The organism is Cupriavidus plantarum (genome assembly GCF_905397285.1).
GTDB classification, from domain to species: domain Bacteria; phylum Pseudomonadota; class Gammaproteobacteria; order Burkholderiales; family Burkholderiaceae; genus Cupriavidus; species Cupriavidus plantarum.
In genome coordinates this window covers 30863-42969 of sequence record NZ_CAJPUX010000011.1, presented here as the reverse complement: position 1 = coordinate 42969, position 12107 = coordinate 30863, and the positions used below count along the sequence as shown (strand labels likewise).

Here is a 12107-nt window from a genome sequence, read left to right as displayed (position 1 = left end):
ACATGAAAACCTTCATCACGCTGGCAGCAGTCGTTGCACTTACCGCAGGTGCCACCGGCGCCGCCCTGGCGGGCACGCCGCAGGACCGATACAACCGGTCCGGCACCAGCAGCACTGGTGGCACGGATCCGCAGCGCATCAGCAACCGCGACGGCTACACGCCCGATGCGAACCGCGTGAACGACAAGTTCGACCCGTACACGCAGGGCGCGAGGTCGGGCACGGGCAGCGCGCTCGTCGATGAAAAGTCGAAGGCCAAGAAGCAGAAGCCGCAGAAGAAGCAGATGGCCAAGCCGATGACCGAAAAGCAATAAGCCCGGCGATCGCACGCCCGATGGCGGTGGCCGCCGTCGGGCGTCGGCCCCATGCGGGCCTACCGCGCCAGGCCTTCCGCCAGCGCCTTTAGCCCATCTTCGTAGATCTTCTGAAAGATCGCCGTGGCTTCCTGATCGCTCACGCCATTCGGCGTGAACTCTCCGGACCACTCGACGCGCGACTTGCGGCCGCCATCGACGGCCACGACGCGTAGCGTCGAGAGGTAATTCGTCACGGGGAATGGCGCTTTCAGGATCGCATAGCTGTAGCTACGCTGACGCTCGTCGAACGCCATCAGCCGCTCGACGATGGCCTCGCCATTCGGATTGGCGAGATGCCGCACGCGCCCGCCTTCCGACAGTTCGCTCTCCGGGATATAAGGAAGCCAGTCGGGCAGCGAATCGAATCCGCCGATCAGGTTCCAGACCGCATCGGGTGCCACCGCGACCTCGATGCTCGTGGACGCTTTTGCCATATCGTTTCTCCGTTCAGGCGGGGTTCAGCGATCAATGGGCAGCGGTGCTTCGGGTGAGACAAGCCCCTGGCCGCGCAGATCGCGCCAGAATTCGGCGGGGATCGGGGCTTTCAACGCCGCATGATCCTCGGCGATGCGCTCGGGCTTGCTCGCCCCGGGGATAACCGCCACGGATGCGGGGTGCGCGAGCGAGAACTGCAGCGCCGCCGCCTTGATCGGCACCTCGTACTTGCCGGCGAGCGCGCGAATGCGCTCGACCTTCGCCAGGATCTCCGGCGACGCCTTCTGATATTCGAAATGCGTGCCGCCCGCGAGGACGCCCGAGCTGTATGGCCCGCCGACCACCACTTCCACGTGCTTCTTCTCGCAGGCAGGCATCAGCCGATGCAATGCGGACGCGTGATCGAGCAGCGAGTAGCGGCCCGCCACCAGCAGCGCGGTGGGCCGGTGCTCGTCGAGATCGACGGCCAGCTCGCACGGCTCCACGCGATTGACACCGAGGCCCCATGCCTTGATCACGCCCTGCTCCTGCAACCGGCTGAGCGCGCGGAACGCACCGGTGCGCGAGGTCTCGAACAACTGCAGCCAGCCGTCGCCATGGAAGTCCCTGGCGATGTCATGGACCCACACGTAATCGAGCCGGTCGACGCCCATGCGCTTCAGGCTGTCCTCGATCGACTTCATCGCGCCGCCCTCGGTGTAGTCGTAGACGATCTTGTTCGGCCGGCCGTGCTCGAACAGCCCGCCCTTCTCGCCAAATTCGCGTTGCCCGCTTTCCACCTCATCGAGGATCAGCCGGCCCACTTTGGTGCTCAGTACGTAGTCGTCGCGCTTGTGCTTCGACAACACCTTGCCGAGGCGAATCTCGGACAGGCCCGCGCCGTAGAACGGCGCCGTATCGAAATATCGCGTACCCAGGTCCCATGCCGCGTCTACGGTCGCCTCCGCCTCGGCGTCCGGAATCTGGCGGAACATATTGCCCAGCGGTGCGGCGCCGAAGCCGAGCGGGCCATTGGGTAGCGTGTCGCGGATGCTCATTGCAATCTCCAGGTGTGTGACAGCGCTTTCAATGTGGCACGCGGCCGCCGGTATGGCCCGTTAACGCTGGTGAACGATGGTGAACGGCGCACTCCCCTTGACCGAAATTAACCCCGCTTAACCGCGCCTTCCGGGAACTGCGTTTACAACGAAGCATATGGGGAGGAACGTTCTGTCTCCTCCTTGTCACCCGGGCATCGGGCCAGTCGTACAGGAATATCCATGAGCGAGACTTATTCGTTTGGGCCGTTCCAGCTCTATACGCAGTTGCGCGTGCTGGAACGTGGCGGCGCGGTGATCGCCATGGGCAGTCGCGCCTTCGACATGCTCGTGGCCATGGTGCAGCGCCCGGGAGAGGTGGTATCGCACCGGGAGCTCATGGCGTTCGCATGGCCGGAACTCGTCGTCGAAGAGTCGAACGTCCGCGTGCAGATGGCGAAGCTCCGGCGCATCCTCGGCTGTGGGCGCGACGGCATGCAGTACATCGCGAGCGTGTCCGGCCGCGGCTACTGCTTCGTCGCGCCGCTTCGCAACCTGCCCGCCGCCAGTACGTCCATCGTCGGCACGCATCTTGTTGATACGCATGTTGTGCACGCCGATATCGCCGAGCGGCACGGGAGACCCGCATGGCGGCGCGCGGCGCCAGCGCCGCTGAGCCCGCCGATCGGACGATGCGGACACCTCGTCGAGCTATCCCGCGCGCTGCAGGGCGCACGCCTCCTGACGATCGTCGGTGCCGGTGGCGCGGGCAAGACCACCCTGGCGGCCCTGCTCTGCCACACACTGCCGGCACTGGAGGGCGGCACCTTTTTCGTGGACCTCAGTTCCGTGACCACCGTCGCGCCGCTGGGCGAGCCGCTGGTGAACGAGATCCTCCACACCGTCGCCTCGCGCCGCATGCTGCTCGTGCTGGACAACTGCGAGCATGTCGCCGGGGACATCGCGCCCCTCGTGGAGCGGCTGCTATCGAGCACCACGTCGTTACAGGTGCTCGCAACGAGCCGTGAGCCGCTACGCGTGCGCGGCGAGCGTCTCTATCCGGTCCCGCCGCTGGGCATGCCGCCGATGACCGGCCCGATCACGGCACAGCAGGCGATGGCGTTTCCGGCGGTCCAGCTGTTCATGGATCGCGCGATGGAAGGCGGCTACGACGCGCCGCTGGGGGACGACCACGCACCGGCCGTCGCGGCGATCTGCCGCCGGCTCGATGGCAACCCGCTCGCGATCGGGCTCGTCGCCTGCCGCGCCGCGCTCTATGGCATCGATGGCGTCGCCGAGTTGCTCGGCACGCAGCTAGCGCTGTCCTGGCGCGGCCGCCGGGATGCCCCGGCGCGCCACGGTACCGCGGAAGCGACGCTCGACTGGAGCTGCAATCTGCTCGCCGCGCGCGATCGCCGCATCCTGCATTGCCTCGCGTCGTTCCCGGGCACGTTCACGATCGACGCGGCGGTTGCCGCCGCCGCGCCCGAATTCGGCACGTTTGCGGTGACGCAGTCCATCGCCGGCCTGATCGAAAAATCGCTGATCGCCGTCCAGGACATCGGGGGCAACACCGCGCTGCGCCTGCTGGACACCACACGGCTATACGCCGCAACGCGACTGTAACCTGACCATGCAGACATCACGGTAATTCACAACGTTTAACCCGTGCGGCCCCTTCCACTCCCCTAGGCTGATAAAGTGCTCGCGGCGGCAATCTGCGCGGCGTATTCCCCAATATGAAGGCCGGACACGAATCGAGGGGTCCCCATGACCGCCAAGCCTTGCAATGGATCGCCCGTACTGGGACGTTCCGGCTTTGCCGCATCCGCGCTCGGCTCCACGGCGCTCGCGGCGAGCGCGCTGTCGCCGGGGACGCCGGGCACGATACTGCGCCCCGCATGCCGACGCGGCCGCGCGCCGCGCCGGCCTCGCCTGCTGCGTCCGTTGACCATCGATGGCCTCGAACTGCTCAATCGTGTCGTTATCGCGCCCATGCGGCAGTACGCCGCCAATGACGGCTGCATGAGCGACTGGCACCTGATCCATCTGGGCCGGCTTGCGCTCTCGGGCGCGGCGCTGCTCGCCATCGAGCACACGGCCGTGTTGCCGGAAGGCCGGTCCACGCATGCGGACCTGGGACTCTGGAACAGCATGACGGAAGCGGCGATGGGCCTGACGATCGAAAGCCTGCGCCGATGGTCCGACATGCCGATCGCCATCCTGCTCAGCCACGCGGGCCGCAGGGGATCGAACGACATCCCCGGTCACTCGAGCGGCGTCGCCAGCGCGCAGATCGGGCCGGCCGAGGGCCTCGGCTGGCAGACCGTCGCGCCCTCGGCGCTCGCGTACGACAGCGGACACGTGCTGCCCGAAGTGCTCGACCATCAGGACATGCGCGTCATTCGCGAAGCCTTCGTCGCCGCCGCGCGCCGCGCGGTGAACGTGGGCGTCGATGCCGTATTCATCGATGCGGCGGGCGGCCACCTGCTGCACCAGTTTCTCTCGCCGCTCTCGAATCGCCGCAACGACCTGTACGGCGGCACGCTGCAGAACCGTCTGCGGTTTCCGCTCGAAGTTTTTGCCGCCGTGCGCGATGCGCTGCCCCAGGGCCGGCCGCTCGCCTGCCGCATTCCCGCGCAGGACTGGATGGGACAGGGGTGGGACCTCGAGCAGGCCAGCGTGTTCGTGCGTTGCCTCGCCACGCAGGGATGCAACGCGTTCTACGTGAGCGCGGGCGGCCTGCTCGCGGGCGAAAACGTCCCGTATGGGGCCGGCTACCTCGTCCCGCTCGCGCGCGCGCTCAGGCAGGAGACGGGGCTGCCCGTCATCGCCACCGGCGCGATCACCGGCTTCGAACAGGCCGAGGCCATCATCGGCACGGGCGATGCCGATCTTGTCGCGATCGACCAGGCGATTCTCGACGATCCCTTCTGGCCTCGCCATGCGGGCGTCCAGCTCTGCGGCCGTGCGCAGGCCGCGCATCCCTGGGCACGCGGACAAGACGGCGGCATGCAGTGGGCCGGCGACTAGCGCGGCCCGGCCTCCGGATACCGCGGTAACCACCGTCTCCTATACTGCGGGGATGCACGCACCGCCCTGCGTGGCGTTGACAGACCATCCCACTGTCCCGGCGCATCGTGACCCTCGAAACCATCCATTCCCGCACGCTTCCTCCAGCGCAGGATCCCGCCAGCGCGCCGGTCTTCTCCTTTGGGCCCTTCCGGCTCTTTCCCGCACGGCAGTTGCTGCTCAAGGACGACGCCCCCGTCCACCTGGGCGCTCGCGCGATCGAATTGCTCGCGGCGCTCGCGGAGCGCAGCGGTGAACTCGTCTCCAAGGGCGAACTGATGCGCCGCGCCTGGCCCAACACCGTGGTTGAGGAGAGCAATCTGAAGGTCCATATGACCGCGCTGCGGCGCGCGCTCGGCGACGGGCAGAATGGCCAGCGCTACATCGCCACGGTCGTGGGCAGAGGCTATCGCTTCGTAACGCCCGTCGTCGGCGGACGCCTGGCCATGCAGGCTCCTGTGCCCATGCCGCGCGCATCGGGGCTGCCCGCCCTCACTACCTGCGTGCTCGGCCGCGGCCCCATCATCGAAGCAATCGGACAGCAATTGCGGCAGCACCGCCTCGTGACGGTGCTCGGTCCCGGCGGCATTGGCAAGACTACGGTGGCGATCAGCGTGGCGAAGGACATCGCGCTCGGGCTGGACGTAGAGGTGTGCTTCGCCGACCTCGGCGCGGTCCGCGACGGCAAGTTCGTCGGCAACGCGATCGCCGCGGCGGCCGGGCTCACGCCGCAGGCCAGCGATTCGGCGCCCGCGCTCGCGCAGGCCCTTGCGCAGGCGCTGCACGGGCGCCCCACGCTGCTCGTGCTCGACAGCTGCGAACGGTTCATCGAGGAAGTCGCCGCGCACGTCGACCAGATGCTGGCTGCGATACCCGATCTATCCGTCCTGGCAACGAGCCGCGAGACACTGCGCGTGCGCGGCGAATGCGTGTACCGGCTGCAGCCGCTCGATCTTCCCCCACCGTCGGTCACGCTCAGCGCCGAGAAAGCGCTCACCTACGCCGCGGTGGCGCTATTCGTGCGCCGCGCGTCGGAATGCGTGGACGACTTCCGGTTGCGCGACGACGACGCACCGATCGTCGCGGACATCTGCCGGCGGCTCGATGGCATCGCGCTGGCCATCGAACTCGCGGCGACGCGCGTGGACGCGTACGGCATCCGCGAATTGCAGCTGATGCTCGACGATCGCTTCCGCGTCCTGACGCAGGACCGGCGCGGCGCCCTGCCCCGGCACCGCACGCTCGGCGCCGCGCTCGACTGGAGCTACGACGCGCTGCCGCCCGACGAACAGGCGCTGCTGCGGAGCCTGTCGGTATTCGTCGCGCCGTTCACGCTGGAGGCCGCGGCCGCGCTATGTCGGCAGTCCGGCCCTCACGCGTCGCACGCGCTCCACGATGCGCCGGGCATCGCCGACAAGCTCGCGCGGCTCGTCGCGAAGTCCCTCGTCGTCGCCGACCTGAGCCGCGATGTCGTGCGCTACCGGCTGCTGGACACCACGCGCGCATACGGCCAGCAGAAGCTGCAGGACGCGCACGAACTCGAGCTATGGCTGCGCCACCATGCGCAGCTCACCATGCAGCGCCTGGCAAAAGCGGAATCGGAATGGGAGTCGCGACCCACCGACGAATGGCTGCGCGATCATCACGACAAGATCGACGACGTGCGCGCGGCGCTCAAATGGGCTTTCTCGGCCGAAGACGCGCGCGGCACGATGGACGCGCCCGCCAAGGACATGGCGGTCGCGCTGACGCTTGCCGCCATTCCGCTATGGATGCACCTGTCGCGCTACGACGAGTGCCAGCAGTTCGTCCGCCGCGCGCTGAAGATCCTCGACGCGGAGCACGAGCGCGTGGTGGCGATGAAGCTCACCGGCGCCCTTGCCGCGGCACTGCTTTATGCCACGGGATCGACGCCGGAAGCGGGCAGCGCGTGGCAGCGCACGCTTGCGCTCGCGGAACACAATGACGATGCGGAGTACCGCCTGCGCGCGCTGTGGGGATTGTCCGTCTACCACACGTATCGCGGCGAGCATCGCGCCGCGCTCGAACTCGAGGCGCGATTCCGCGCGCTGGCGGACGCGTCCGGCGACGCGGCGGCGCAGTCGAGTGTCGATCGCATGACGGCCACCTCGCTACGCTATCTGGGAGACCAGACGCAGGCGCAGAGCCATCTGGAGCGCATGCTGTCCGCCTACGTGCCGTCCGCGCGCCGCTCGCATATCGCGCGGTTCCAGCTCGACCAGCGCGCCGCGGCCTATGGCACGCTGTCCAACGTGCTGTGGCTGCGCGGATATCCCGATCGCGCGGTCGATGCGGCGCGCAACGCGTTCACGCACGCGCAGATGACCGCCCACGCATTGTCCATCTCCAACGCGCTCGTACACGGGACGTGCTCGATCGCGCTGCACGTGGGCGACTACGCGGGCGCGCGCGACGGCCTTGCGCTGCTGCGCGAGCATCTGGCGCGGCATCCGATCGGTTACTGGAACGCGCTGAGCGCGGCGATTGACGGACTATTGCGGATCGCGCTCGACGACCGGAGCGGCATCCACCTGCTGCGCGATGCCATCGCGGAACTCGACGACTGCGGTTTCCGCCTGCGATTCCCCGCGTTTCTGGGCGCGCTGGCCGAGGGCCTCGGCGCGTCGGGCAACCTGTCGGGCGCCCATGCCACGGCCGATGCCGCCATCAGCGCCGCGGTCACGAGCGGTGAATGCTGGAGCATGGCGGAGCTGCTACGCATCAAGGGCGAACTCTGGCGCCTGGAATCGCGTCCGGCGCATGCGGAGACGTGCTTTCTGCGATCGATCGGCACCGCCCGCGAAAGCCACGCGCTTTCGTGGGAACTGCGCGCGATGACGAGCTATGGCCGCCTGCTCGGCGCGCACGGCCGGGGCGCCGAAGCGGCCACCGCGCTCGACGGCGTGCTGTCGCGATTCACGGAAGGCCACGGCACGGCGGACCTGCAACAGGCCCGCGCGCTGATCGAGCGGCTGCGCCACGACACCGTCGATTGACGCGCGCAAGAGAGAGGACTGCAAGAGGATTGATCTGGCCCGCCCTACACGATTCGAACGTGTGACCGCTCGCTTAGAAGGCGAGTGCTCTATCCAACTGAGCTAAGGGCGGCCGGGAGAAGAGGCCCGCATTCTACCGCACACGCGGTCGCGCCAGAAGACCCGGCGATGTGGGCGGTGAAAATCGGGGGCTTATGGCCGCGGCTTGACCGCGCCGTCGGGCGAGGGACGCTCATCCTCACGCACGCGCGGTCGGCGCGGCATGCCAGGAACATCGCCGCTGTCGTGGGAAGACACGCAATTCCGGCCCATCAGCTTGGCGTCGTACAGCGCCCGGTCCGCGCGCCGCATGACCGCATCGGCGTTTTCGCCCGGATGGCGCTCCGCCATGCCGATGCTGACGGTGTAGGAAATCGGATCGGGCTCCGACGGACACGGCGTGGCGCGCACGAGCGTGTTCAGGCGCAGGCTCGCGGCGCGCCCCGCTTCCATCGTGGTGGCGGGCATCACGACCGCGAATTCCTCTCCGCCAAGGCGGCCGGCCACCGAGCCCGGCGGCGCGTTCCGGCGCAGCAGTCCCGCGAAATGACGCAGCACGCTGTCGCCAGCAAGGTGGCCGTACAAGTCGTTGATGGCCTTGAAGTGATCGAGGTCGATGAACGCGACCGTCAGCGGCTGGCGCGTCCGCTCCGCCTTCTTGCATGCGAGTTCCAGCTCTTCCCAGAAGGCCCCCCGCGACAGCACGTCGGTCAGGTCGTCGTGGCGCGCGCGGCGCTCGAGCATGCGACGCAGCCGGTCGTGCGCCATCAGAGCGAAGCTGACCGAGAGTCCGACCATGCCGAACACGAGCAGCACGACGATGCCGTCGTGCGACGTCACCGCGGGCAGATGGCGCCCATCGGCGAGCATGACGACCGAGGGCGCGATCAGCATGCCGATGAGCACCGTGCACGCCAGCGCCACGAGGACCAGCGACAACGCGGCCAGCCGTCCCGTGCCGCGCTTCGCCGGGACGCGCGGCACCGTGATCCGCACGAGTTCGAGCAACAGCAGGATCTGCACGACCGAGGCGGCGAGCGTCAGTGACGCCACCGCGGGTCCCGAAGCGGCGTGCAACATGGACACACCGTGGGCCACCGGCGCGAATCCATGGTCAATCGCCGCCGCGCCGCGCGCCGCAAGCCCGGGCACGTTCAGGGCGAGCAGCACCAGTCCGCGTCCCGGGCGGCCGACGAAATGGCGCATGCCATAGACCATCATGGAGAGGCCGCCCGTGAGCAACAGCTCGGGCACCGCCTCGAGCGGCAAATCCGGACGCATCGTGTGGGCCGCGAGCAGGACGACGGCCAGGGTCACGATCAGGTCGCCCGCGGCCCACGAACTCAGGCCACTGCGTCCCATCCCCGGCGAGCGCCGCAGCACGGCGCAGACGACCGCCATCTGCAGCGCGAACAAGCCTGCGATCAGCACCACCACCTGCGACTGAAACATCTTCTTTCCCGTTCACAAGGACACGGCATGGCTCCGCACGGCCATGGTGCCCTGATGTTTGCGGCCTGCGATGGGCCGTCCTGTTGTTGTTCCGCAGGTTCCGGATGTGCTACGGCCCAGCCGCCGCGTCGCGCGCGAAGCCGGGCGTGCCATGGTTGTGATTGTCGGGACCGGGTCCGGAAGAGATCTGCCCTGGCCCCGTGGCGAACGGAGCATCGGACCCTGGCGGTGTGCGGATTATGTCAGCGCGACGGCCCAAGTCAAGCCGAATCCCACCCCACCTGAAGCAGGGTGCTGCGTGGCGGCGAAGCGCGCACTTTGAGAAGGGCGTGCGTGGCATTTGACCCACGGGCAAACAACCGGCTACAATCGCGGGCTTCGGAGCGTAGCGCAGCCTGGTAGCGCATCTGATTTGGGATCAGAGGGTCGTAGGTTCGAATCCTATCGCTCCGACCATATTTGCAGGGCCCGCGCTGGCGCGCGGGCCCTTTGTCATTTGCGCCGCGTGATATAATGCGAAGGTCAGTTCCGGGGTCTGTGAGCACGCCCGGAAGCCAGGTACCGTCAGATCGGCGGCTACAGCCCTCCCCTCCACGATTCCCTCGGCGATGCCTGTGCCATGCGGCACGGTGCTCACTCAACTCGCGCAGCCTTTGGCTGCATGCAAAGGACTACAAGATTGGCTAAGGAAGAACTCATTGAATTTGGCGGCGTGGTGTCGGAAGCCCTCCCCGACAACCGTTATCGCGTGACGCTGGAAAACGGCGTGGAAATCTGGGCATACGCTTCGGGCAAGATGCAGAAGCACCGTATCCGGATTCTGGCCGGTGACCGCGTGACCCTGGAAATGTCGCCCTACGACCTGACGAAGGGCCGCATCAATTTCCGCCACAAGTCCTGAGTTGTCCCTGAGCGTTTCCCTGTGAGCGAGCGTCTGCGTCTCGCGCGGTGACATCCCCGACGTGACATCCCCGCATCACAGGCTGACGGGCTGCCCGCAGGCTCTACGAGCTGCCGGCGGCCCGTCTTGTTTTCCGTCCCGCGCGCGGGCTCATGGTCTACCCTCTTGCGCCCCGCGAGGTGGCTGACCATACTCGGGATTCGTCCAGCCACCGTCCGCTCATGAATCTCATCCTGTGGCGCCACGCCGAAGCGGAAGACCTTCCCGCGGCGATGAGCCTGTCCCGCAATGCCGACCTCCAGCGCGTGCTGACCCCGCGCGGGCACAAGCAAGCCCAGGCGTCGGCCAAATGGCTGCGCAATCACCTCCCCAGCCCGTATCGCGTGGTATGCAGCCCCGCCGTGCGCGCACGAGAGACCGCCGCGGCGCTCTGTAGCGACGCCGAAGTCCTGCCCGAGCTCGGCCTGGGCGCCAGCGTCTCCGAGGTGCTGGCGGCCGTCGGCTGGCCCGGCGCCGACGAGGCTGTGGCCCGCGTCGATGGCGCCGATCGGGGCCACCGGGGCGACCGGACTGTCGTCGTCGTCGGCCACCAGCCCTGGTTGGGCCGCGTCGCCAGCCGCGTGCTCGCCGGCCGCGAAATGCCGTGGAGCGTCCGCAAGAGCGGCGTCTGGTGGTTCACCGCCCGCGCGCGCGATACCGAGGGGCAGGTGGCGCTGCGCGCGGTCGTCCATCCGGATTTTCTCTGACCGCCCCGCACTGTTCGTCTTCGCACGTTGCGGCTGTCACAATTCTGTATCCTAATCGTCACATTTCTCGGAAAGCTTATGGCGCGTGGCGTGCAAGCCGGTTAGAGTCACCGCAAGCACCCACGCAACGCGATTCTGGTCACGGAATCGTCACAACCGTGCCACGGCGTTGTCACTGGGCGTCCCTACATTGTTTCGAAGCCGTTTCGTCACCGAAAGGACACACATGCGAGACCTTCCGACGCCTACCCAGCCGCTCTTCGACTCTTTGCCCACTGGCCAATCCGGCCAGTCGGCGCGGAGGCGTCTTCCTCGTCAGCAACAAGATCAGTCAAATCCGACGCCTGCTTTCACCGTGGCGTGGGCACGCCACCAGGACGAAGTAGAAGAGGCCCAGCGCCTGCGCTACAAGGTGTTCGCCGAGGAGATGGGAGCCCGCCTCCAGACCGCGACGCCCGGCATGGACGTAGACATGTTCGACACCTACTGCGACCACCTGATCGTCCGCGATCAGGAGACGCTGAAGGTGGTCGGCACCTACCGCGCCCTGCCCCCGCACCAGGCCAAGCGCATCGGGTGCCTCTACGCCGAATCCGAGTTCGACCTCGTGCGCCTGAACCACCTGCGCCCCAAGATGCTGGAAGTCGGCCGCTCGTGCGTGCACCGGGACTACCGCAGCGGCAGCGTGATCATGGCGCTGTGGGGCGGACTCGGCGAATACCTGCAGAAGTATGGCCTCGAGTCGCTGCTGGGCTGCGCGAGCGTGCCCATGAGCGATGGCGGCCACTACGCGGCCAGCCTCTATCGGCAGTTCGCGGAACGCTCGCTGGCGCCGATCGAGTACCACGCGTTCCCGCGCGTGCCGCTACCCGTGGAAGACCTGAACCAGACGCTCGATGTCGACCCTCCCGCGCTGATCAAGGGCTATCTGCGCCTGGGCGCGAAAATCTGCGGCCTGCCAGCCTGGGATCCCGACTTCAACGTGGCGGACTTCCTCACGCTGTTGCGCGTGCGGGACATGAACCCGCGTTATGCGCGGCACTTCCTCGGGTTGAAGTAAAAAAAAGCCGCGC

The 12107-nt window shown here is 67.6% G+C and carries 10 protein-coding genes and 2 tRNA genes; 8 read left to right on the top strand and 4 right to left on the bottom strand.

Features of this window, described 5'->3' with window-relative positions:
• The first annotated feature begins 2 nt into the window (after nucleotides 1-2).
• Nucleotides 3-314 carry a hypothetical protein gene (locus tag KHP16_RS26130; RefSeq protein WP_109580674.1) on the top strand — a complete coding sequence of 104 codons (312 nt, stop codon included), beginning with the start codon at nucleotides 3-5 and terminating at the stop codon, nucleotides 312-314.
• 59 nt (nucleotides 315-373) lie between these two features.
• On the opposite strand, the gene KHP16_RS26125 is transcribed toward KHP16_RS26130, so the two are convergent.
• Together KHP16_RS26125 and KHP16_RS26120 are read right to left on the bottom strand one after the other, a co-directional pair.
• Entirely contained in the window at nucleotides 374-790 is a 417-nt protein-coding gene (locus tag KHP16_RS26125; RefSeq protein WP_115952518.1) for an SRPBCC family protein, read from the bottom strand.
• Between the two features lie 24 nt (nucleotides 791-814).
• On the bottom strand, nucleotides 815-1828 hold the full coding sequence (locus KHP16_RS26120; RefSeq protein ID WP_211961438.1) for an aldo/keto reductase: 1014 nt from the start codon (nucleotides 1826-1828) through the stop codon (nucleotides 815-817).
• Nucleotides 1829-2050: 222 nt separating this feature from the next.
• Here KHP16_RS26120 and KHP16_RS26115 point away from each other — a divergent pair, with 222 nt between their 5' ends.
• From KHP16_RS26115 to KHP16_RS26105, 3 genes are all read left to right on the top strand, one after another.
• A complete protein-coding gene (locus tag KHP16_RS26115) occupies nucleotides 2051-3433 on the top strand; it encodes an ATP-binding protein (RefSeq protein WP_211961437.1) in 1383 nt (460 codons plus the stop codon).
• A gap of 144 nt (nucleotides 3434-3577) precedes the next feature.
• A complete protein-coding gene (locus KHP16_RS26110) occupies nucleotides 3578-4840 on the top strand; it encodes an oxidoreductase (protein WP_211961436.1) in 1263 nt (420 codons plus the stop codon).
• Between the two features lie 107 nt (nucleotides 4841-4947).
• Nucleotides 4948-7896, top strand: a complete 2949-nt coding sequence (locus KHP16_RS26105) for an ATP-binding protein (RefSeq protein ID WP_211961435.1) — start codon at nucleotides 4948-4950, stop codon at nucleotides 7894-7896.
• 35 nt (nucleotides 7897-7931) lie between these two features.
• Here KHP16_RS26105 and KHP16_RS26100 read toward each other — a convergent pair.
• Nucleotides 7932-8008, bottom strand: a tRNA-Arg gene (locus KHP16_RS26100).
• Nucleotides 8009-8088: 80 nt separating this feature from the next.
• A complete protein-coding gene (locus tag KHP16_RS26095) occupies nucleotides 8089-9387 on the bottom strand; it encodes a GGDEF domain-containing protein (protein ID WP_115952523.1) in 1299 nt (432 codons plus the stop codon).
• Nucleotides 9388-9766: 379 nt separating this feature from the next.
• On the opposite strand from KHP16_RS26095, the gene KHP16_RS26090 reads away from it, so the two are divergent.
• From KHP16_RS26090 to KHP16_RS26075, 4 genes are all read left to right on the top strand, one after another.
• A tRNA-Pro gene (locus KHP16_RS26090) sits at nucleotides 9767-9843 on the top strand.
• A gap of 223 nt (nucleotides 9844-10066) precedes the next feature.
• Nucleotides 10067-10288 carry a translation initiation factor IF-1 gene (infA, locus tag KHP16_RS26085; protein WP_008641674.1) on the top strand — a complete coding sequence of 74 codons (222 nt, stop codon included), beginning with the start codon at nucleotides 10067-10069 and terminating at the stop codon, nucleotides 10286-10288.
• A gap of 221 nt (nucleotides 10289-10509) precedes the next feature.
• On the top strand, nucleotides 10510-11034 hold the full coding sequence (locus tag KHP16_RS26080) for a SixA phosphatase family protein (RefSeq protein WP_121490702.1): 525 nt from the start codon (nucleotides 10510-10512) through the stop codon (nucleotides 11032-11034).
• A 226-nt stretch (nucleotides 11035-11260) separates the two neighbouring features.
• The gene (locus KHP16_RS26075; protein ID WP_211961434.1) at nucleotides 11261-12094 is read left to right on the top strand and encodes a GNAT family N-acetyltransferase; all 834 of its coding nucleotides are present in this window, start codon (nucleotides 11261-11263) and stop codon (nucleotides 12092-12094) included.
• Nucleotides 12095-12107: the final 13 nt, after the last annotated feature.

Coding starts and splice junctions, on each gene's coding strand:
- KHP16_RS26130 (WP_109580674.1), top strand. CDS start 3: ATGAAAACCTTCATCACGCTGGCAGCAGTCGTTGCACTTACCGCAGGT.
- KHP16_RS26125 (WP_115952518.1), bottom strand. CDS start 790: ATGGCAAAAGCGTCCACGAGCATCGAGGTCGCGGTGGCACCCGATGCG.
- KHP16_RS26120 (WP_211961438.1), bottom strand. CDS start 1,828: ATGAGCATCCGCGACACGCTACCCAATGGCCCGCTCGGCTTCGGCGCC.
- KHP16_RS26115 (WP_211961437.1), top strand. CDS start 2,051: ATGAGCGAGACTTATTCGTTTGGGCCGTTCCAGCTCTATACGCAGTTG.
- KHP16_RS26110 (WP_211961436.1), top strand. CDS start 3,578: ATGACCGCCAAGCCTTGCAATGGATCGCCCGTACTGGGACGTTCCGGC.
- KHP16_RS26095 (WP_115952523.1), bottom strand. CDS start 9,387: ATGTTTCAGTCGCAGGTGGTGGTGCTGATCGCAGGCTTGTTCGCGCTG.
- KHP16_RS26080 (WP_121490702.1), top strand. CDS start 10,510: ATGAATCTCATCCTGTGGCGCCACGCCGAAGCGGAAGACCTTCCCGCG.
- KHP16_RS26075 (WP_211961434.1), top strand. CDS start 11,261: ATGCGAGACCTTCCGACGCCTACCCAGCCGCTCTTCGACTCTTTGCCC.